General features: G+C 61.6%; 18 protein-coding genes. 9 read left to right on the top strand and 9 right to left on the bottom strand.

Features of this window, described 5'->3' with window-relative positions; genetic code table 11:
* From RVY76_RS06685 to RVY76_RS06705, 5 genes are all read left to right on the top strand, one after another.
* Nucleotides 1-1,686, top strand: a complete 1,686-nt coding sequence (locus RVY76_RS06685) for an iron ABC transporter permease (protein ID WP_317376604.1) — start codon at nucleotides 1-3, stop codon at nucleotides 1,684-1,686.
* Complete coding sequence (locus RVY76_RS06690) at nucleotides 1,683-2,729, top strand: ABC transporter ATP-binding protein (RefSeq protein WP_317376605.1); 1,047 nt, start codon at nucleotides 1,683-1,685, stop codon at nucleotides 2,727-2,729. The genes RVY76_RS06685 and RVY76_RS06690 overlap by 4 nt, the downstream gene beginning before the upstream one ends.
* Nucleotides 2,726-3,325 carry a histidine phosphatase family protein gene (locus RVY76_RS06695; RefSeq protein ID WP_317376606.1) on the top strand — a complete coding sequence of 200 codons (600 nt, stop codon included), beginning with the start codon at nucleotides 2,726-2,728 and terminating at the stop codon, nucleotides 3,323-3,325. The genes RVY76_RS06690 and RVY76_RS06695 overlap by 4 nt, the downstream gene beginning before the upstream one ends.
* Before the next feature lie 218 nt (nucleotides 3,326-3,543).
* Nucleotides 3,544-4,176, top strand: coding sequence for a tyrosine-type recombinase/integrase (locus RVY76_RS06700; protein ID WP_317376607.1), 633 nt, complete (start codon nucleotides 3,544-3,546; stop codon nucleotides 4,174-4,176).
* Between the two features lie 18 nt (nucleotides 4,177-4,194).
* The gene (locus RVY76_RS06705) at nucleotides 4,195-7,290 is read left to right on the top strand and encodes an AMP-binding protein (RefSeq protein ID WP_317376608.1); all 3,096 of its coding nucleotides are present in this window, start codon (nucleotides 4,195-4,197) and stop codon (nucleotides 7,288-7,290) included.
* Here RVY76_RS06705 and RVY76_RS06710 read toward each other — a convergent pair.
* A complete protein-coding gene (locus tag RVY76_RS06710) occupies nucleotides 7,263-8,036 on the bottom strand; it encodes an SDR family oxidoreductase (protein WP_317376609.1) in 774 nt (257 codons plus the stop codon). The two genes, RVY76_RS06705 and RVY76_RS06710, sit on opposite strands and share 28 nt — an antisense overlap.
* 487 nt (nucleotides 8,037-8,523) lie before the next feature.
* Here RVY76_RS06710 and RVY76_RS06715 point away from each other — a divergent pair, with 487 nt between their 5' ends.
* The 3 genes from RVY76_RS06715 to RVY76_RS06725 all read left to right on the top strand — a co-directional run bounded on the left by RVY76_RS06715 (nucleotide 8,524) and on the right by RVY76_RS06725 (nucleotide 10,673).
* A complete protein-coding gene (locus tag RVY76_RS06715; protein WP_317376610.1) occupies nucleotides 8,524-8,925 on the top strand; it encodes a GNAT family N-acetyltransferase in 402 nt (133 codons plus the stop codon).
* Between the two features lie 189 nt (nucleotides 8,926-9,114).
* Nucleotides 9,115-9,951, top strand: coding sequence for a glyoxalase III HchA (gene hchA, locus RVY76_RS06720; RefSeq protein ID WP_317376611.1), 837 nt, complete (start codon nucleotides 9,115-9,117; stop codon nucleotides 9,949-9,951).
* Nucleotides 9,951-10,673: a PA1136 family autoinducer-binding transcriptional regulator gene (locus RVY76_RS06725; RefSeq protein ID WP_317376612.1), complete on the top strand. Its 723-nt coding sequence runs from the start codon at nucleotides 9,951-9,953 to the stop codon at nucleotides 10,671-10,673. Before hchA ends, RVY76_RS06725 begins: the two co-directional genes overlap by 1 nt.
* Before the next feature lie 372 nt (nucleotides 10,674-11,045).
* On the opposite strand, the gene RVY76_RS06730 is transcribed toward RVY76_RS06725, so the two are convergent.
* The 7 genes from RVY76_RS06730 to RVY76_RS06760 form a co-directional block, all read right to left on the bottom strand.
* The gene (locus tag RVY76_RS06730) at nucleotides 11,046-11,624 is read right to left on the bottom strand and encodes a poly-gamma-glutamate hydrolase family protein (protein WP_317376613.1); all 579 of its coding nucleotides are present in this window, start codon (nucleotides 11,622-11,624) and stop codon (nucleotides 11,046-11,048) included.
* Nucleotides 11,625-11,675: 51 nt separating this feature from the next.
* Nucleotides 11,676-12,626 (bottom strand): class II glutamine amidotransferase, encoded by a 951-nt coding sequence (locus tag RVY76_RS06735; protein WP_317376614.1) that lies wholly within the window; start codon nucleotides 12,624-12,626, stop codon nucleotides 11,676-11,678.
* Between the two features lie 684 nt (nucleotides 12,627-13,310).
* The gene (locus RVY76_RS06740; RefSeq protein WP_317376615.1) at nucleotides 13,311-13,610 is read right to left on the bottom strand and encodes a TetR/AcrR family transcriptional regulator; all 300 of its coding nucleotides are present in this window, start codon (nucleotides 13,608-13,610) and stop codon (nucleotides 13,311-13,313) included.
* A 37-nt stretch (nucleotides 13,611-13,647) separates the two neighbouring features.
* On the bottom strand, nucleotides 13,648-15,630 hold the full coding sequence (locus tag RVY76_RS06745; protein WP_317376616.1) for an oleate hydratase: 1,983 nt from the start codon (nucleotides 15,628-15,630) through the stop codon (nucleotides 13,648-13,650).
* A 347-nt stretch (nucleotides 15,631-15,977) separates the two neighbouring features.
* Nucleotides 15,978-16,436: a hypothetical protein gene (locus tag RVY76_RS06750; RefSeq protein WP_317376617.1), complete on the bottom strand. Its 459-nt coding sequence runs from the start codon at nucleotides 16,434-16,436 to the stop codon at nucleotides 15,978-15,980.
* A 515-nt stretch (nucleotides 16,437-16,951) separates the two neighbouring features.
* Entirely contained in the window at nucleotides 16,952-17,800 is an 849-nt protein-coding gene (locus tag RVY76_RS06755) for a hypothetical protein (protein WP_317376618.1), read from the bottom strand.
* A gap of 58 nt (nucleotides 17,801-17,858) precedes the next feature.
* Nucleotides 17,859-18,548 carry a hypothetical protein gene (locus RVY76_RS06760; RefSeq protein ID WP_317376619.1) on the bottom strand — a complete coding sequence of 230 codons (690 nt, stop codon included), beginning with the start codon at nucleotides 18,546-18,548 and terminating at the stop codon, nucleotides 17,859-17,861.
* Between RVY76_RS06760 and RVY76_RS06765 the strand changes: the two genes are divergently transcribed.
* Complete coding sequence (locus RVY76_RS06765) at nucleotides 18,547-19,593, top strand: hypothetical protein (protein ID WP_317376620.1); 1,047 nt, start codon at nucleotides 18,547-18,549, stop codon at nucleotides 19,591-19,593. The two genes, RVY76_RS06760 and RVY76_RS06765, sit on opposite strands and share 2 nt — an antisense overlap.
* A gap of 3 nt (nucleotides 19,594-19,596) precedes the next feature.
* Here RVY76_RS06765 and RVY76_RS06770 read toward each other — a convergent pair whose 3' ends face one another.
* Nucleotides 19,597-20,220: a hypothetical protein gene (locus RVY76_RS06770; protein ID WP_317376621.1), complete on the bottom strand. Its 624-nt coding sequence runs from the start codon at nucleotides 20,218-20,220 to the stop codon at nucleotides 19,597-19,599.
* Nucleotides 20,221-20,403 lie beyond the last annotated feature (183 nt).

Genomic DNA, 20,403 nt, shown 5'->3' on the forward strand with positions numbered 1-20,403 from the left:
ATGACCCTGCCCAAGGGGCTGATCCTCAACCTGATTGTGCTAACCATTCTCGTCGTGCTGGTCGCGGCGCCATTGGCGTCTATCGTTTGGGACACGCTCGGCAGCCCGGCCTGGGGCGAGGTGCTTGCCAGCCGGTTGTCGCGGAACCTGACCTGGGGGCCGCTCGGCAACACACTGCTTCTGGGGCTCGGCACGGCACTGGGCGCGGTCGCGATCGGCGGCTTCCTGGCGTGGCTCGTGACGCTGACCGACGTGCCCTTCGCGCGCACGCTGGGTGTGCTGGCCACACTGCCCTTCATGATCCCCAGCTTCGCCACGGCGCTGGCCTGGTCCAGCCTGTTCCGAAATAGCCGCACCGGCGGGACCGGAGGCATGCTGGCGGGGATGGGGGTCGACATCCCGAACTGGCTGGCCTGGGGCCTGCTACCCACCTTCTTCGTCCTCGTCGCGCAGTATTACGCGCTGGTCTTCACCGTCGTCGCCTCGGCCCTCGCCTCGCTGAACGGCGACGCGATCGAGGCGGCCGAGATGTCGGGTGCATCGCGTCGGCGGATCCTGACGGGGATCGTGTTGCCGATGGTGACGCCGGCGGTGCTGGCGGGGGCCTCGCTGGCCTTTGCCGCCGCAGTATCGAATTTTGCCGCGCCCGCGCTGATGGGACTGCCGGTCCGGATGCAGACGCTCTCGACCCGGCTCTACGGCATGATCGAGATCGGCCAGACAGACCGCGGCTACGTTCTGGCGGTGCTGCTGATCCTCGTTTCGGCGGCGCTGCTGGGGGCGGGCAACCGCCTGCTGGTCGGACGGCGGCGCTTCGCCACAATCTCGGGCAAGGGCGCGCGACGGCATCGCATGACGCTTGGCCACGCGCGCTGGCCGCTTTGCGCGCTGGCCTTCACCATCTGTTTCATCACCACGATCGGCCCAATCATTCTGCTTGTCGCCGCCAGCCTCGCGCCGCAGACCGGCGCGCTGTTCTCGGACTGGACGCTGCAGTTCTGGACCGGTGCCGCCGACCCGGAATTTGCCCGCGGACAGGCCGGCATCCTCCGCAACCCGCAGATCGTGAAGGCCATTACGATCACGCTGGGCCTTGGGATCACCGTGGCCATCGCCGCCGTTGCGATCGGCATTCTGGCCGCCGTGGCGCTGAACGGCGCGCGGATCCGGGGCCTGAGCGGCCTGATTGGCCAGCTGTCCTTCCTGCCGATGCTGCTGCCCGGCATCGCCTTCGGCGCGGCCTTCATTGCGCTTTATGGCGCCGAGATCGGGCCGCTGCCCGGCCTCTACGGCACCCCGCTTCTGCTTGGCCTTGCGCTGACCGCCGCCTCGCTGCCCTTCGCGGTGCAGACCGGACGAGCGACCCTCGCGCAGATCGCCGGCGACATCGACGAAGCCGCGGGGATGACCGGTGCCTCGTTTCAGCGCCGGCTGGCGGCGATCACCCTGCCGCTGGCCAGCCGCGGCCTGATCGCGGGTGCGCTTCTGGTCTTCGTCAATGTCGTCGGAGACCTCGCCATCGTGGCGCTACTCTATACACCCGACACCCCCGTCCTGTCGGTGCTGTCCTACCGCTACGCCTCGGACGGGTTCCAGCAATTTGCCAATGCCATCACCGTGGTGATCCTCGTGATCTCTGTCGCGGCGACGGCACTGGCCCAGATCCTGAAAGGACGCCGCCCGTGATCTCCATCGACCGCCTGTCCAAGGACTATGGCGCAGGCCCTGTTGTTCGTGAGGTCTCGTTGAGCGTCGACCCCGGGGCTTTCCTCGTGCTGCTTGGCCCCTCTGGCTGCGGCAAGTCTACGATTTTGCGGATGCTCGCCGGCCTCGAAGCCCCGAGCGGCGGCACGATCCATTTCGGCGACCGCCTGGTGGCCGACGGTAAAGGCCGCTCGCTGCCTGCTGAGCAGCGCGGCGCGGGGCTGGTGTTCCAGTCCTACGCGCTCTGGCCGCACATGACGGTCGAGGGCAATGTCGACTGGCCGCTGAAGGTGGCGGGGGTCGGTGCGGACAACCGTCGCCGCCGGGTGGGCGAGGCGCTCGAGATGATGGGGATCAGCGCGCTTTCCGACCGGCTTGTGGGCGAGATCTCAGGCGGACAACAGCAGCGCGTGGCGCTGGCGCGGATGATCGCGCCGCGCCCGGCGGTGATGCTGTTCGACGAGCCACTCTCGAACCTTGACGCGTCGCTTAGGGTCGAGATGCGCCACGAACTGGCGCGACTGCACCGCGAGACCGGCGCGACCTCGGTCTATGTCACCCACGACCAGGTCGAGGCGATGACGCTCGCCACCGATGTCGCCGTGCTGAACCGTGGCAGGATCGAGCAGTTCGCGCCGCCGCTCACGCTGCTCGACCGGCCGGCGAGCCCCTTTGTTGCCCGCTTCGTCGGCACGCCACCGGCCAATCTGGTGCCTTTGCGTGACGGGGCGTGGTTCGGTCGTCATCTGGCACCGGGGCTCAAAGGACGCAGCGGGCTTGCGATGATCCGGGCAGAGGAGTTGGGCATTGCCGACGCGGCTTCCTCCGGCTGTATGCCCGCCGAGCGGGTCGAGCTGATCCCGATGGCCGGGCAGTGGCTTGTCACCGGCAAGGTAGAGAATGGTGCGGGCGGTCAGCGGCTGACAGCGATCCTGCCCCGCTCCGCCATTATCCCCGAGCGCTTCCATTTCGTCCCGCCTGCAGAGATCCTCACCATCTTCCCCGAAGGAGATCTCACGTCTTGAAACGCCTGCTTCTCATCCGCCACGGCGAGACCGAATGGAATGCCGATCGCCGCCTGCAAGGCCAGCGCGACATCGGCCTTAGCACCACGGGCGAGGCGCAGGCGCTTGCGCTGGCCCCGCTGGTTGCGTCGCTGGCCCCCGGCCTCGTGCGCAGCTCGGACCTTGTCCGCGCGCGCCGCACCGCCGCGCTTCTCGGTCATCCCGGGGCCAAGACTGAGCCGCGCCTGCGCGAGCAGGCCTTGGGTGATTGGGAGGGCAGGCAGATTGCCGAGATCCGTGCCGAGGACAGGCAGGCCTATCTCGACTGGCGGGCCGGCAGTTATGCCCCCCCCGGAGGAGAAACCTGGACTTCGTTCCGTCAGCGGGTGCAAGCGGGCCTCGAAGCAGCTTTCGCCACGGGTCCAGAGACGGTGGCCCTAGTGTGTCATGGCGGCGTGATCCGCGCGGCATTGGACGCCTGCCTTGGCCTGTCGCCCAAGCAGATCATCCCCGTCGGCCCGGCTTCACTGACGATCCTCGCATTGTCAGAAACCGGGATCCGGCTCGAGGCGTTCAACCTGCGTGGTGGTGGCGTGACCCTGAACGCGCCGGACTGAACGATGTGTCTTGCTTGGCTGCGGAGCCATTAGCATTGCGGGCAGGAACTCGGCAGGCATTCCCAGAGCGCTGCGCAATGTAATGGTTGCATGCTCCCAGCTCGATATAGAGGTCAAGAAAGGGCTCGAACCGGACTTGCGGCGGTGCCGCGTTGTACGATGGCACACCGGCACTGAGTCGGTGAAGAGGTGGCGTGCGGTGGAACGGAGGACCCGTCATGTCTGCTGCAAACCTTCCCGCAATTCGCGCCTGCCGCCCCGCATGGAACAGAGGCCGTATCGTCGGCCAAAAGCGACCACTCATGCCCAAGCACGTCTGGGCGATCCGTGTGCGCCTGGAAATCGCCGGGCTCGTACGAGACTTGGCACTTTTCAATCTCGCGATCGACAGCAAGCTGCGCGGCTGCGACCTCGTCAAGCTGAGGGTGAGCGACGTTTATACCGCGGGTCAGGTCAAGGAACGGGCCTCGATCACACAAAGCAAGACAAGGCAACCTGTCCGCTTCGAGATTACCGAGGGAACGCGGAAATCGCTTGCAGCTTGGCTCGATGATCCGCTGATGCGCGGGTCTGAACATCTCTGGCCGGGGCGGTTCCACGAAAGGCGACATATCTTGACGCGGCAATATGCCCGCCTGGTCCGAGAATGGATAACCTCGATCGGCCTAGAGCCCAGTTCCTACGGCACGCATTCGATGCGCCGCACCAAAGTCGCCCAGATCTACCGCAAGACCGGGAACCTGCGCGCCGTTCAGCTGCTGCTGGGGCACACGAAGATGGACAGCACCGTCCGATACCTCGGTGTCGAGCTCGAAGACGCCCTCGCGATATCCGAGGCGGTCGAGATTTAAGTGAAAGGGCCGCCCTCAATGGGCGGCCCAGAGCCGACTTTCGCGAATGGCTCCGCCGCCGCGGTGCGGTTTCCTCAAGCAGACATTGACGACCTCGCGCAGCATTATTGTGGCGCTTGCTTCAGCCTCTCGGGACCGGGGTACGTCCGCCGTATCCTGCCTCATGCTACCTGCCGCGCAAGGCGTCCGGAGTGCCGTGGTCTACTTACGCTGGGTCCTAAGGGGTATTGTCATCGGTTCAGCGTGACGGGAAAAGAGATGCCGATTGGCACGCTTGCAAGCTGCCGTCGGATCCTAGCGAAGAAAGCGACTGCCATGCTTGAACACCGGTCCGTTCCCATGCAACTCGTACGGGCCATCGGGACCCACGAGAGATCGCTCGCTATGGCGGGCGGCGACGGACGGTCCCTATCCTACGGACAGTTGGGCAGCTTTGTTGAACATATCGCGCCGCACCTTCGCGGCGTGCAGGTCGTGGGCATCCTCGGCGCGCCCGGTATTGCGATGGCGGCAAGCGCCACCGGCTGCGTCATCCGCGGCACGCCTTTCGTTCATCTCGATACCGCGATGCCGCAGGCGGTACTGCGCAACATCGTCGCTGAGCTAGGCGTTAACTTGATCGTCACCTGCGAGGCCGTCGCTCCCGGCCTTTTACCCGGGCATTGCGAAACACTGGACGCGAACGCCTTGCTGGCCGATCTCGATGCCGCGCCTTCGGAACCGCTTCGCGCCGCTAAGATCGCCCCGGACCGGCCGATCTACCTCGTAGCGACCTCTGGCACGACCGGGCGGCCGAAATGTATCCCCGTCACGCATGACGCGGCCTGTCTCTCCTACGACTGGCGCGACGCCTATACGCCATACGCGCCTGAGTATCGCGTCGGCATATACATCTTTGCAATCTGGGAGATGTTCCGTCCGCTGCGACACGGAGCAGAGATATGGCTTCCCGACCCGGGAACGTTGATGGCTCCGCGCCGCTTGGCGGATTTCTTGATCCGTAACAAAATCGACGAGATGCTGTTCACGCCATCCTTCTACGAAACTTTCCTGTCGGCACTGGAGCCAAGGACAGCCGTCACTCTGCCGCTCCGGCGCATCGTGCTCAACGGCGAGGTCGTAAGCGACAACCTCATCAGGGCTTCGCTACGAACAGTCCCAAATGCCGAGCTGTGGAACCTCTACAGTATTTGCGAGACCCACGACGTGAGCATTTCTCGGCTGACGGCACCTGCAGGCGGCAGGCCTGTTTCGGTCGGTGTGCCGATGGAGCACTTGCGCGCCGTGATACTCGACGAGGCAGACGCGCCGTGTCCCCCTAACACGGTTGGCCGCCTGCATTTCGAGGGGCTGCGCATGTTGGGACCGGGCTACGTCGATCGTCCGGAAGAGACGCGCCTACGGTTCCGCGTGCTCCGTCTTGAGGGCCGCAAGATTCGGCTTTACGACACTGGCGACGAGGCGTGGCTCGACACCGACGGTGCCCTCTACATCAAGGGCCGCATCGCGCACATGCTGAAACTGCGCGGCTTCTCGATCCAGACACGGGAGTTGACTGAGGCGATGCAGGCCTACCTCGCCTTTTCGCAGGCCGTCCCTTGGGTCTGCACGGTCGAGGGCCGGGGACCGTCGCTTGTCTTCTATCACACTGCGACCTCAAGGCAGATTTCCAGGAACCAGAAACAATGGGGGCTGGGGCCCGGCACCTCCCGGATGCCCGCCGCGCTAGCGGTTGAATTGCGCAAGGTCCTCCCCTCCTATTGCGTACCAGCCTACCTCGTACAGATGGAGGCAATTCCGCTTCATCCGGTTTCGGGCAAGGCAGACCCGCGTTCACTGCCGTCTGTCATCGACGATACGGCGGACGCCGAAAGCGGCAGCGCTTCGACGAACGACGTGGTGTTCGCCGCGGCGGCCGAAGCCCTCGGCATCGCACCCAATCGGATCGATCCCGCGCTCAGCTTCCACGATCTTGGCGGTGACTCACTCATGTGCGTCACCATGATGCTGCGGCTAGAAAAGATCCTCGGCCGTCCCGTCGGGTTCGATCTGGTCATGAACGTGCCCCTCGATAGGCTCGAACAGCTTCTAGGACGAAAGCCCGACGCAACCAGCGGTCCAGAACGCTTCGACCGGCCGGGCATCCTGCTCACCGGCGCGACGGGTTTTCTAGGGGGGAATGTCCTCGGCCGCGCAAGTCGGGATCTGCCGCCGGAGCATGTCGTCTATTGCCTCGTGCGCGACAAGAGGCGGGATGCGCGGGACCGTCTGGACGAGGCCGCACGTGCCCATGGCGTCGCACCGGATCGCTACGTTATGGTATCCGGCCAGGTTGATACCCCTCGTTTCGGGCTGGACGAGGCCGCCTACGCGGCGCTGGCTTCGTCGGTCACGTCGGTCGTGCATTGCGCGGCGGTGGTCAACATGGCCATCGGTGAGGCCGAGATGCTCGAATGGTCCGCGCGCGGCACGGAGGTGATCCTCTCCTTCTGTCGGGCGGCCAGGGCGGATCTGCGCTTTTCGTCCTCGAACGCGGTCTTTCCCAATCACGGCGGCCCTTGGCCCGAGGGTCCAGCGCACAGCTGGAAGGGCATCACCGGCTACGGCACCGCCAAGATCGCGGCCGAACAGACCATTGTAGACTCCGGTATTCCCTCCGCAATCGTGCGTCTGCCTTCGCTCTATGATCTCAACGCGCCGAATCCGCGCGACATCTGCGAGATCTTACTCGCCGCCGCGCTGCGGGCAGGCGCATGGCCGCGCGGCCTTCGTTTTCCGATGATCGACGTGACCGCGGCGGCGGCTTTCCTACTCGGACCGATCACCGGGTGCAGCGCGTCGTTCTACAATCTGATGGCTGGCGAGATCGCCCCCGACACATCCAGCGGCATGGTTGCGGCCGACTGGCTCGACGCGGTTGACCTGCCGCCCGGCGTCGCACGGCTCGTCGCAGCCACCCCTGGGATCCTCCACGCCGATGCGGCATTCGACACCGCTGCGTCCCGCACGGCATGGGCGCGCCTGTCGGACACGCCCTACGAGGCGATCAGCGACACGCGCGCACTGCTGGAGCTTCGGGCCATCGCCTACCAGGGTGAGCCCGCATTGACCTGATAATCCGTCATGGTGATCGCGCGCGCTGCGTCGCTGACAAGAAAGGCGGCGATTTCGGCGATCTCCTCGGGCTGGACAAGCTGTTTCTGCGGGTTCGAGGCGGCATACTCGGTCCTGACTTGCTCACGCGGCTTGCCGGTCGCCTCTATGTCGGCCTCGATGAATTGCAGGAGCATTTCGGTCTCGACCCAGGTGGGGCTAATCGCTACGCATGTGATACCATGCGCTGCGCCTTCAAGGCTCACGCAGCGTCCAAGACCGAGTAGACCCGCTTTTGACGCGCAATAGGCGGCGTTGTTCTCCATTCCGGTATGTGCCGCCATGGAGGCTAGGTTCACGATGCGCCCCCAACCTCCCGCTTTCATATGCGGCATTGCCGCACGGATCATGCGGAACGTCCCGGAAAGGTTCGTGTCGATCTGGCTTTCCCAGACATCGTCGGAATGGCCGATGACGGGCGCTTCTTCGTAGACGCCGGCGGCGTTCACGAGGATATCCACCCCCCCACGCCGCTCCGCGACTTCGGCAACGAAAGTTTCTACGCTCTCGCCGGACCGTACGTCGAGCGGCGCGACGTTTAATAGCTCTTCTAGCGGACCGAGGACCGCACGAACGGCCTCCTCATCATCGCCACGCCTCGAACCGATAGTCACGTGATTTCCGTCGCGGACCAGCCGGTCTGCTATGGCGCGGCCCATGCCCGAAAGCCCTCCGGTCACGATAGCCGTTCTGTTATTTTGCGTCATGCCTGCCTCCGCTCGATAGCCGTAATGAACTACGCCAAAACCGGCTCGGTTGCACCGCAAAAAGGATGAATCTGTGCCGGGGCTTCCTCGGCGGCATCCCATGTGGGCTTACTTCCCCATGTGACCAAGCGGTTGAGTCAAAGCAATCGTTAATTTAGGCTCGAAGCAGACATGCGGCGGCGCGACGGGTCATGCGCTTGGCAGGCAGCGGCGGCCGACGCTCGCGGCCCTTAGCCGCCCCTCATCTACACTTCTGATGCCGCAGCGTGGCCTACCGAACCGGCCATTCGCTGCAATTGCGACATCTAGGAAGCGCCGAACTTACACCGTGCTGGACAGCGCATTTTCTGCGCTGGTCTGACCGCGCATCTTTCCGAACACCATGATCGCGGTATATGCAGATCGCCATAGAGCAGAGTGGGGTCGTCTCATGGATGGAATTCTCTACCGCCGGGCAACGAAAGCGGACGTGGGAACGATCGTCGCGATGCTGGCCGACGACGTACCAGGATCGTCGCGGGAAACTGCGTCGCCAGATGTCGGGCCGTGCTACCAGAATGCTTTCGACGAAATCGATGCCGATCCAAATCAGTTCCTCTGCGTGGTCGAGGACGGGCAGCAGATCGTCGGAACCCTGCAACTGACCTTCATCCCGGGTCTTGCCCGCAACGGCGCCCGGCGCGGACAGATCGAGGCGGTACGGATCGCAAGCGACCGGCGGGGCAGCAAGCTAGGTGAGGCGATGTTCACATGGGCCATAGACGAATGCAGATCGAGGGGGTGCTCGCTAGTTCAACTGACCACCGACAAGGCCCGACCCGATGCCCATCGGTTCTACGACCGACTGGGGTTCGAGCCGACCCATATCGGATACAAGCTCAAAGTTTGAAGCGGCCCTCAACCGACATTCACTAGGAAGAGCGTCGCTGCAGCGCGGCTGCTCCATACCGGACCTTCGGCTATTCACACCTTGCGCCCTCAGCAAGAAAGTATCTCACGCCGTTGAGGGAAATCCCTCATCGAAGACTCGTTGGATAGCTCCTACTCTACTCAAATGTAAGAAAAGAAGGATTGTATCATGAGCGACGACAAGACCCCGCAACCGGATCCCGCAGAAGAAAACGCCTTTTTCCCATCGGCCTATTCTTTGAGCCAGTTTACATCTCCCAAATCCGATCTGTCGGGCACCGACTACCCAAAGCCCTATGAGGGCAACAAAAAGATCCTGATGATCGGAGCGGATGAACGCTATCTGTTGACCGACAACGGCCGCTTTTTCTCGACCGGCAATCATCCAGTCGAAACGCTCGCGCCGATGTTCCATCTCGATCGGGCTGGGTTTGATTTCGATGTTGCCACGATCTCGGGGAACCCCGTCAAGTTCGAGTTTTGGGCGATGCCGTCCGAGGATGAGGACATCAAAGGCCTGTTTGCGAAATACCATCCCCGGTTCAAACAGCCGCTAAAGCTTTCGAATGTGATCGCAGAGGGTTTGCAGCATTACGCCGCCATCTTCATTCCGGGCGGCCACGGCGCGCTGATCGGCTTGCCTGAAAGCGAGGATGTCTCGGCCGTACTGAAATGGGCTGCGGCCGAGGACCGTTTTGTCATCACCCTGTGCCATGGCCCTGCCGCGTTCCTGGCCGTCGAGGATGACGATTTCTATAGTGGGCGGAAGATCTGCGCATTCCCGGATTCGCTCGACGCGCAGACGCCCGATATTGGCTACATGCCGGGCCACCTGACCTGGAAATTCGGGGAGGAGCTGAAGGCCAAGGGGTTCGAGCTGATGAACGACGACATCACAGGGGCGGTTCACCAGGATGGAAAGCTGCTGACCGGGGACAGCCCCCTTGCCGGCAATGCCTTGGGCCAATTGGCTGCCAAGGCCCTTTTGGATGAGTTGTCGAGCTGATGCTGCGCTCTGCCCAGGCAGAGAGTGCATTCCTCTGCGCTCGCGCATGCGCGGGCGCAGAAAGCATGGACAGGCTATGCGCGCTGGTTCGAGATTTCTCAGCCCCGATGGGCTATGACCGTTTCCTGATGTTTTCCGCGTCCGCCAATGCCGAGGATCCCATCGACCGCATCTACTGGGTTGAAGGCGATTGGTTTGACGATGGCTCATTCGTCGATGCGGATGCATATGTGCGCCGCTGCCCGGTCAACCGGCATGTCACCGAGGTCCGAGAGCCGTTCTTTTGGTCGAAGACGCGGGATCCGGAGGGTGAACGCTACAGGATAGCGCGGCATCCGCGGGGGCCGGGCGTCCATGGGCTTCAGGTGCCGGTGTTCGGCCCGGCAGGTCTGGAAGGAGCGATAAGCCTCGGCGGCCTGCGCATAGACACGTCATTTCACACCCGGCTGGCCATAGAGGTCGTCGCGCGCGCAGCCTTTGTCGCGATGCGGGAGCGACTGGAAGGGCCCAACAAGGCGGTTGCCACCGCGCTGACGGATCGGGAACGGCAAGTTCTGACATGGATTGCCGTCGGCCGGCGCCATGTCGAGATCGCCGGCACGCTTGGCCTGTCGGAAAGAACCATCGAGAATCATCTACGCCGCATCCGCAAGCGCCTCGGCGTGACCACTACGGCCCAAGCCGTCCATGTTGCGATCCGCACCGGAGAGATCTTGAAATGATCCGGTAAAGACTAGCTTAGCTCCGCTGAATATGTGATTTCGACCAGCTCAAGCCTAAGATTGCCCTACACACTCACGCAAAAAGCAAGCGTCTCGCCTACGACCTAATGTCTCAGTTATCAGTGTCCTTAGAAACTCAGTTGGCTGACGCGGGCGGCCCAGAGCCGACTTTCGCAAAAGGCTCTTTTGCTACCGTGCAGATTTCTTGACGGCGGCCGTTTCTGCGCTGCACGTTAAATCGGTGAGTTCATTGCTCGCAGAGCGTAGTACGTCGGCCATTCGTAAGGTTTCTCGGCTGCAGAGGTTCAGAAATGCCTCCGTAACCTCGTCGTGTTATTACGACTGACCCCATGGGTATCTTCTTTCGAGCGCTCAGATCGTCATGCGGATACCGTCTTGAATAGCCGAACAGAAATTCCTCAAATCGCTCCTGTCTTCCGCCAACCGTCTGCGAAGTGATCTCGGCAGTTCGAGTTGCGCACCTGTCCTGGAGCGCGTCCGATTGCAGATGTTGGTTTCATGGGTACCAGGAAGGATCGTATTCAACTCGGCCTCGAAGCCAGCTTCCCGTAAAGACGCGCCGATCCTGTCGCGCAACAGGGCCGCGCGGCCCCCAAGCCAGACCGTATCGGTTCCATCGTCTTTTCGCCCGTGGATCGCCACCGTGATCTCGGCCCTACCCACAAGGTCGAGCGCCACGGGTTCATCAAAACGATGCGAGGTAATGTGGAAATCGCCATGTGCCCCGGCCTTCAATGCTTCGAATGTGTAGAAAGAAAAATCGTTTCCGGCAATCTCTTCCGCGATTTGCGCTGTCACGGGTTCGATCGTGCCCCCATGCGGTGCGATAACAACGACAGGCGAACCGCGATCCTCGCTGCGAATACGATAGTCGGTGCCCCGTTCGAGCTCGGCTGCAAGCTCTGCGAAATTGGCGTATCGGTCAGTCACTGATCGCCATCCTTTTAACCGGGCCAGACATAGGCGAGCGCTCGTGCAAATTCATAAGTTCAGTGTCTTTACGGTTTTCGAGATCTTTCCGTCCGATCTTTTCAGCATCACGATCTCGCCGAACTCAATGTGCAACCACTCTTCGCCGTCTTCGGTCAAAGGCTCGGATGCAAAAATGGCGGATGCGGCCTCGCCCTCCGCAGATGCGTCGACCTTGTAGGAGTTGGCGTAGTCCTGGAAGTTCTGGCCAAGCAGTAGGTACAGCGGCTCCAGCAACATCGACAGTGAAGAGTCATGATTTTTCGATTCCGGGTTACGCAAGTCCTTCCAGTCGCCCGCAACGTCCGTCTCTCCATCGTAGCCACAGCCATAGTTGACGCCGATGATCCTGTTCGGTGCGACAAGTGCGATCTTCAGCTTGGTCAGGTCCGCAAGATTGAGCGTGTTCATTGCCGCGCAAATGAGCTTCAGCAGCTTTTCGAATGCTTCTTTTACTTCGTTGTCGCTGTCGCCTTCGAGCAACGAAAGAAGCAAGACATAGAGAAACTCTGTATCCGTGGTGCCGCGCATTTGCTTGAGATACCGGTCTTGGCAGTGCGGCAACAGCTCCCGCTGCAGCAATTGCCAATTCGGAAGTCCGCCGTTTTGCGCGATGATCCAAGGTGTTCCGGTGAAGGCGAACGGGTGACAGTTTTCATCCGCCTGGACGACCTTGGCATTGTAGGAAGACGCTCTTACATGTGCGAGCATTGTACTGCCCTGAAGGCTCGGAATGATCCGCTCAGCGTTGTCGTCATAGAACGCGGCCTTGGGCCGTCGGTATAGGAAGGGTTCTTCAGGCTTCAGGAGATGTTCGCTCCAAGCGCCGAACCCCCACCCTGCCAACTGAAGGTGCGGGTGTAGTTCCGGATCCAAGCTTTGGTTGATGAGGCTGTTCTCTGGCGACAGTAGCAGGCTCTCGAGGGGCAGTTCCGGACCGATATAGGCAAGGATGCGGCACATATTCTTCCCAAACGTTTCAAGTATGCGAAATCAGGACCGTTCTGCATAACGCGGAGCCCTCTTCTCGCTGGGACAACTGACCTAGGCAGTAGCTGTTCCGAGACGCACCAGAGACCGTTGCCGTGAAGTCTCGGCGGGCCGGAGATCGCTTCATTGATTGCTGTCACAGCTTGAAACGAACCTGCAGCGACACGACAGGACAGACGGTTCACTGAATGGCCACGTCCATTGCTCACGGCCCGGAGCCGACCTTCAGCCTCGGCTCAGCATGCTGCGGCGCGCCCGTCGAAGCCGACATTCGCTGCGCTTGCGAACCCCGGCGGAGGCGAAAGATTAGCTCTCGGCACCAATGCCGTCTCAACCCTTCAAAGATTTGGTAGAGGCCGCCGATCCTCTGAAATGGGTCAGAAGTAAGTCGGCGCGAGATATGCTCTCACCCCCGACCCGAGACAGCACGAGTCCGGACCACAGCGCGCAGAGGCTGATCGCAAGCTGGCGTGTTGGAAACTGATAACTCAGCTCGAAGCGCGTTTTCAGCGTTTCCAGAATTGAGGCTAGGGCGTCATAGCTAGTGTTGCGCGCGTGAGCGCACTGAGCGGCGAAATCGGCGTCACGCTGCGCCTGCAATTGCAGTTCGATCGCCAATAGGGACCATTGTGTTTGCTCCGCGATGGCCGTGAGGTGCTATGAAAACCCTTCCAGAGCGTGATCAAGCGTATCGCTTGACACCGATTTCACCAGAGACTGCAGCAGGGCCGCTTCGCGTTCGATATGACGTTCGAGAACCGAGAGCAAAAGGTCCTGTTTGCTCGCGAAGTTGGAATAGAAAGCCCCCTGCGAGAACCCGGCCTGCTCGCATACGTTTCGAAGCGAAGTCGCATTGACGCCGCCTTCGGCGAACAGCATTTCAGCCGCATTCAGAAGACACTCGCGTGTGCGCTGTTGCTGTTCCTGTCGCGACAGTCGACGGGCGGCACCTGTCATGGCGAGAGTCTTCTGTCTGTGGCTCTGGGATCAGCGGTCATTCGCTCGAGAAGCCTTTGCGGACGTTGCTGATCCAGCTCCCTAGGGCCTTCAGCGCGTCACCGCCTTTGGCGGCCAGGGTATCGACTTCGGCCTCGAAGGCTTCACCACGCTGGGTCTCGGGTTCAGGCAAGGGCGGCAGGATATGCGCATAGTACGTCCGATCCAGCAACCGGTGCAGCAACCTCTCGCCCAGGAACGGCTTGCCGCTATTCAGGGCGCGCGCCCCCCTGAGCAGATTGCGGATGTCATACTGGGTTGGGCTGATGTCGGGCGCCTGCTTGGGAATGTTCAGCAATTTGTAGACGCCGATCCGGGCGGTGCGGATAGAGGCCTCCATGGTGAATATTATGTCGTTGCGGGTTTCGACGAATTGCCCGATCAGGCCCAGATTCGTGCATCCTTCCGGCACGACCCGGGGCCGGTCGCCGGCGGCGCGTTTCATGAATTGCGCCGTGATATAGGGCATCAGCGCGGTACGCACCTTGGTGTTGGCGACCACATCATCGATCTGGTCTGCAATCCCCAGATGATAGCAGAGTTCGCTGAGAATCTCGCGTCCTGTGCACTCCGGTAAGGTCTTGCCGACATGATTGCCCGGCTGGTCCATCAAGAGGCCATAGACCCACAAGACAAGCGTGTCTTCAGGTTGATCGGGAAAATGGGGCTGACGGTTGCACGTCACGTTCAACAGCCAGTTTGAGTCTGTGAAGGTAATGATGCCGCCTGTCACTGTGCGTCCCGAATACGGGTCATTGACCGAAAGCGTCTTGAGCTTGTCGACAAGCGGAGAGGGTTTGCAGGTCAGGGTGGCGGACTCCCAGATCGACTGGTCGGTGTCGCCATAGAATTTCTCGGGATGGCCGAACACATCTGACTTTTCCGCCAGGTTCCGCCAGAGCGTCCAACCGCTGTCCTGGCCGGGCTCGTGTCGTCCGACCGTCAGTTGGGGCACAGTATCCAGATCGCCATAGGCCGTGTTCTCCGTCATCGAGCCTGTCAGCGCAAAGACAAGATCGGTGTCCCCAACCTCCAGTCGTTGCGGCTGACCTGCGACAGTGCAGACAATGCCTGTCACGGTCTTCTGGGCGCCGGTCTCGCTTAGCTCCAGATCCTGCACGCGCGTGCCGAACTGAAAGCGCACGCCTTTTTGGCGCAGCATGTCCGCCAGCGGTTTGATGAAGGTATCATATTGATTGTACTTGGGAAAAACGAGGGCTGACAAATCCCCGAAACCGTCAACGGAATCCAGGAAGCGGTGCATGTACAGCTTGGTTTCCAGAAGGCTGTGACTGTTCTTGAACGCGAACATGGAGCGGAACAGCGCCCAGAAATTGCTGCTCAGAAAACCTTCGGAGAAGTATTCCTCAATGGCTATATCATCGAGGTCTTCTTTTCTCTTAAGCATCAGACGGATCATTTCCCATTGCTGGGAGTGGGTCAGCCCCATATCAGTGAAATCAACGATTTCACCCTGATTGCGCATCAGACGCGCCTTGGAATAATTGGGGTCGTTGTCATTCAGCAGGCGGTATTCATCCAATACCGAATAGCCTTCAGGAAGCTCTACGGCTGGGACATCCTGGAACATGTCCCACAGCGTGTCATAGTTCCAGTTCATCTCCCTGCCGCCCCGAATAAGGTAGCCGTCTTCGGGGTTGCCGGCACCGTCCATTGAGCCGCCTTCGATATCCATCTCTTCAAGAACGGTGATATGGGCGGGCGGCATATGGCCGTCCCGGACTAGGTAAAATGCTGCGGCGAGCCCGCCAATTCCGCCACCGATTATCCAGGCTCTCCGGTCTTCCACGCCGGGCGTGGGGAGCGGGCGGTGCCGGGCATAGGGGCCAATGAAGTCGGGGGGCGGCAAGGTGTTTTTGGCCTGATGGCTCCAGTAGCCGGCTGTAGCGTCAGGTTCGTGCTCGAAACCATCCGGAGCGATGGAAGGGCCGTAAGGGCCGGAGTGTGCGCCATGGGGCATGTGAGGCTCCGCTATCTGTATCTGGCCGTGTCAAACGTGACGGCCTTGAGGAAAATAGGTAGTGTCCGATATTTGAGTATTAATTGACATGTGCAATGGTTGGATTTGGGTGACGGGTCGATCAGATGCACTCGACGTTGGCTACGAGATGGTGCGGGCGCTTGAGCTCCTTGTCCAAACGGCCCGCGCTGCCGTCGGCGGCGATGCTGATGCTCATGGGACAAACCTCTCTTAAGCGGTGATGGCTGGCTGTGATGTCGGGGTTGGAGACTGATGCGATGCTGGCGGCAGCCGCCAAGACGCGCAGCGGGAGCCTCGTCGCGAATGCCGGACGATGCTTGCGGCCATTATCGCGATGGCTGCGGATTGCACTCTATCCCGCCCTTCCCTCCATCGAAGATTTCGGCGATTTCGCCCGCGTCGAGCGGGCCTGCAGTCTCGAGAGCGTCTGCAAGCTGCAGAAGTCGGTTGCGAGGCGCCTCAACGAAGCATTGCGCCATCTGCGTGGCCGCCTGGAGCCGTGCATCACTAAGGTCGAGGAAATCGCCGTCCCGCAGCGGCGGATGCCCCGCGGGATCGACGTTGCGGTGGACCAGCGGATGGTCGGCACCCAGGCCGAGATTGGTTTCCATGGAAAGCGCGATGCGGGTGGCTTGGGCAAGGTCCCTGCAGGCCGGCTCGCCGCTTGCCGCGATAGTGGGATCGAAGACCGCCGCCTCCGCCGCATGGCCGCTGGGGCAGACGGCGATACGCTTCATTAGCCAAGCCTCGGTCTGCACCTCAAGCGGCTCCTCGGTCAGGGGCATTCGCACCCGCAGCGAACAGTTGGTTCCCGGCCTCAGCATCAATCAACCGAGATCCGGCGGAGCAAGTCAGGCTGAATATCCGCTCAGATCGTAAGAACGCGCGGTGCTCGCACCCGCGGCTAAGGTCGGCTCCCCGCCCTCCTCCCAAATATTACAATATTTGTAGGGTAATTTTTGCGGGTGCGGCGAACGGCAGGAAGGTCCCGCATAGTGTGAGTTCGACCCGGCATCGATCTCACGGTCGCGGCGAATGTCCTGTGTGGAGAAGCCACGTTGCCGCGAGGCACTTCTCGATGAACGGCGGCTAAGGGCCGGTCGCGACGAGGAGTGCCTCGCTGCACTTGCAAATACGATCTGCCGCGCAGTGGTCAGTGTGGGCTCATTCCGGTCATTTGCCGCACGCTGCTTGAACGACCGTTCTCGGCTTTAGCGCAGAATTTCATACTCTTCCGCCAACGGCCCGATGCAGTGACCTCCCCATCTTTCCGGTCCGCCGCCATTGTGGGCCGAAGCGCCTATTTATGGCCTTTATCCTTGAGCGTCCTCGAGGTTTTAAAACCGAGAAGGTTCAACAATGACAGGGTCGGCTCGGTAAGAGCGAGGATGATCGCCAGCGCCACGAGCACTGGGTTCGACAGCAGCATATCGATCAGGTCCGGCTTCAGCACGACCGCACGCGCGGTGCCGTACTGGGCGATGCTCAAAGCAATATCACCCGGCTCCGACACGAGCGCGATCTCCAGGATGCCGTCGTTGCGTGACGGGGTAATGTAGCCGTAGACCAGCGCTGGGGTCTTTCCGTTCATCAACGTAGCGCGTGTGCCGTGCGTCAGTCGGCCCGATTTCACGATATCCGTCGTGTCACGGAAAGGCATGGCGGCAAGGCTCGATTGCCGCGCCTCCCAATTTCCGGACAGAAGCAAGGTGTTGACGTTGGGATTGGCCGCCCCCCCCACGATCGCTGTGCCCGCGAAGACCAAAGGTCCGCGTCGGACCCATTCTTCCACGGGAACCACAAAAACGGTATCGGCGGGAAAGCTTTCCGATCCACCGCCGAGAACTCGTATCACAAGCCCGCGGGCGGTCCCGCCTTCGAGCACCAGGCGGGTGCCTGCGGGCCATTCCACGGTCAGTTCGTCACGCGTCGTGATCTCGTAGAGGGTGTCCGGGCAAGACCCTTCGCCGGTCGCCCGCGCCCGCAAATCGGGCACCTTACGTAAACGGCAAACGGTGACGTCACGCAGCTGCCATGCACTGGACGAAACCGCCTCGCCATCGGCTTTTCCGGCGAACGTTATCTCGATCCCACCGCTCGTGGCATCGAGTACGAAGGTTCGCTGACCCGACCAGAGGGCGGCGATCATTACCGCGATCAACAAGGATATCGCGAGGATGATCGGGGGTATTCGCGCGAGCGCTTCCCTAGGACTCATCAAACCAGATGGTGAGCTCGGTCGGGGGCATCGGCTTCTGCCCCACAACGCGTATGATCTCCACAGTAACCGGACCCGACGGAATTTCTCCAATCCGGCATTCCGTATCGAATGCCAGGGGCTGCAGGTCGTCGAGCGGCGTGCAGCGTATCGGCGTTGCCGCATCGCCTACATAGAGGAACACCATCTCGGCCTGGAACGAGTTAAGGAGGATATCAATCTCTTCCCCCCCTTTCGCATTCCAGTTCGTAATGGCCAGCTCCTCCCTGGCTTCCAGATCGCAGCTCCCCCGGTTGATCCGAACGCCGAGTTGATCCTGGGAGAGAGCCGCCAGCAATTCGGGATATTGGCTCTCGTAGGCGACCGACATGGTGCCACCCGCCCATGGGTCGGCAACGAGGTATTCACCCTCAGCGACATAGCGGCCGTCGATGCTTGTCGCACGCAGGCAGACATGCGCGCCGGCCCATTCGGCCGGGATGTGCGCGCTGACCACGAGTTCGTCCGATGGCGCCTCGCGCATCTGGATGCCCGCCACGATGGCACCGGAAATCTCGGCCGCGCGCAGAACCGTTTCGTTGAAGCGCTCGGGTAAGGGTGTAAGCTCCTGACCAAGCGTCGGAGAGGTGCCGGCGACCAGAAGGGACAGAACCGCGATGATTTGGCTATTGAAACGCATGATCGCGATCTTAACCGCTTTTCTTGGTCTGACCAGCTTTTCGCTTGCCCAGACAGTCGCGGTCGAGAACGGGCTCGGGGAGCGCGGCTTCGGCTGGATGTTCTCGCGCGCAGGCACCTGCTATGCTGTCCTGCCGCGCCATGTGGCGGGTGCCTTTCCCCGCATTTCGGTAACCAGCGCTGCTCCCGTGGTTACCGGAACCGGAACGACGATCGCCCCCTTCTGGGACGGGATCGACCTCGCCCTCGCCGTTCTGCGAGGTGCGATCGAGGAGCGGTGCACTGCCGAGCTCGACGACCTCGACCCGGACCGTACCAATGCGGCCGCGACCCGCGTTCAGCTCCTGCGCCTCGGAGGGACCGGCGAAGAGGAGCGCCTGCCTCTCCGGATCGAGGACCGCGGGTATCTGACGTTCACCGGTCTGGTGGAGGAAGCGGGCGACTCCATTGCGCAAGGGACCTCCGGGGCCTTCGCCTTTGCCGCGGGACAGCCCGTCGGCATGGCAATTACCTCCGACGATCCCACCCGCGCGCAATTCATGCGCAGCGAGGAAATCCGCATGAACGTCTCCCGCTATCTCGGGGAACAGGCCACCGCGTTCGCCCGTGCCACCGCCCCGTCCGCCGATGCCGATCGGCCTGGCCTCTCCATGCGACTCGTCTCCAGTAGCGTGCCTCCCGACAATCCCCGCCACGCGCCCGAGAACATGATCGGAGACGGCACTTTCGTCTTCGCACCCGCACGCGACATGATGTTCGAATTCGCGCTCGATGCAGGCGCGCTGGTCCGGGTTGGACGCCTGCGGGTAACCTCGCCCGTGGGCGAGGGGTACAGTCTGCCAAAATCGGTGCTGTTGAGATATGCTGTCGATTCCGAGGGGACCCGCTTTCGCGACTGGAAGCGGCTCGAAATGGGGCTGGACGGCGTCCTAGATACCGGACCCGCATCCACCACCATACCGATGACCCGCCTCCGCATGCATGTCTTCGATGCGTGGTCCCCCGGCCTGATCGCGATCTCATCAGTCACGGCCGAGGGCGGCTAGGCGTCACTCGAAGAGCCGGATGGACGCCGTGACGGGTTCACTTACTCCGTCAAGATTCAACGGTCCTTCGAGACGACCATCCGTCGTGATCTGCATCTTGCCGCGTGCAAAATCAGATCCGGTGCCTCTCCTAAATTCCACAAAGATCCCGTCGCTATTGAGCGTGATGAAGCAAGAACTCGGTGCCTTGCTTTGCGCATAGCACAGCTCATCCTCGAGATAGCCGGTCATATCGAACCGGTAATAATGAAAGCCCTCGGGTGTTGCGGTTCCACCCAAAGTATTGGTCCAGCCTCGCAGGTCTGCATCAGAAGCGTCCAGCATCATCGTCAGGACGGGCTCGGATTCCAGTAGGCCAGCGAGCGCCGCTTTCTGCACCACCACGTCCTCCGCCATCAGCCCGTATTCCGTGGCGATTCGCACAAGGTCACGGTCGCCGGATTCCAGCATGATCTGCATCGCCGCCACACGTCTGCTCGGGTCGGGATCCTGGAGCAATTCCTCGTAGGGGTTGAGGTTTTTCATCCGCTCGTCGATCTGGCGCGCGATATCCTCCGCACTCATCGTCTGCGCCGACACACTTGACGGCATGATGCAGAACGACGCGGCTATCAGGGTTCTCAGCATCTTATAATCTTTCCTTTGCAAATAGGATCGGCCTTGAAAGCGAACAGTCAGGTAAGCGGCACCAGCTTGCCGCGGTCTTGCTGGCATGACTACCCCCGACTGCATTGGGATGTGTTACGGGAACTCCAACGATGGTCTGCAAGACGAAGTATTCCGAAGGCCTAGGGTCGCTTTCTGCTGGGA

Source organism: Palleronia sp. LCG004, from assembly GCF_032931615.1.
GTDB lineage: Bacteria > Pseudomonadota > Alphaproteobacteria > Rhodobacterales > Rhodobacteraceae > Palleronia.

Bases quoted from the DNA above. Each gene is read 5' to 3' on its own strand.
- RVY76_RS06685 (WP_317376604.1), top strand. From the start codon at position 1: ATGACCCTGCCCAAGGGGCTGATCCTCAACCTGATTGTGCTAACCATT.
- RVY76_RS06765 (WP_317376620.1), top strand. From the start codon at position 18,547: ATGATCGCGATCTTAACCGCTTTTCTTGGTCTGACCAGCTTTTCGCTT.
- RVY76_RS06710 (WP_317376609.1), bottom strand. From the start codon at position 8,036: ATGACGCAAAATAACAGAACGGCTATCGTGACCGGAGGGCTTTCGGGC.
- RVY76_RS06750 (WP_317376617.1), bottom strand. From the start codon at position 16,436: ATGCCCCTGACCGAGGAGCCGCTTGAGGTGCAGACCGAGGCTTGGCTA.
- RVY76_RS06700 (WP_317376607.1), top strand. From the start codon at position 3,544: ATGTCTGCTGCAAACCTTCCCGCAATTCGCGCCTGCCGCCCCGCATGG.
- hchA (WP_317376611.1), top strand. From the start codon at position 9,115: ATGAGCGACGACAAGACCCCGCAACCGGATCCCGCAGAAGAAAACGCC.
- RVY76_RS06725 (WP_317376612.1), top strand. From the start codon at position 9,951: ATGCTGCGCTCTGCCCAGGCAGAGAGTGCATTCCTCTGCGCTCGCGCA.
- RVY76_RS06770 (WP_317376621.1), bottom strand. From the start codon at position 20,220: ATGCTGAGAACCCTGATAGCCGCGTCGTTCTGCATCATGCCGTCAAGT.
- RVY76_RS06735 (WP_317376614.1), bottom strand. From the start codon at position 12,626: ATGTGCCGCATCCTTGCCTATATCGGTCCGGAACTGCCCCTCGAGAGC.
- RVY76_RS06705 (WP_317376608.1), top strand. From the start codon at position 4,195: ATGGGCGGCCCAGAGCCGACTTTCGCGAATGGCTCCGCCGCCGCGGTG.
- RVY76_RS06740 (WP_317376615.1), bottom strand. From the start codon at position 13,610: ATGACAGGTGCCGCCCGTCGACTGTCGCGACAGGAACAGCAACAGCGC.
- RVY76_RS06715 (WP_317376610.1), top strand. From the start codon at position 8,524: ATGCTGGCCGACGACGTACCAGGATCGTCGCGGGAAACTGCGTCGCCA.
- RVY76_RS06755 (WP_317376618.1), bottom strand. From the start codon at position 17,800: ATGATCGCCGCCCTCTGGTCGGGTCAGCGAACCTTCGTACTCGATGCC.
- RVY76_RS06760 (WP_317376619.1), bottom strand. From the start codon at position 18,548: ATGCGTTTCAATAGCCAAATCATCGCGGTTCTGTCCCTTCTGGTCGCC.
- RVY76_RS06745 (WP_317376616.1), bottom strand. From the start codon at position 15,630: ATGCCCCATGGCGCACACTCCGGCCCTTACGGCCCTTCCATCGCTCCG.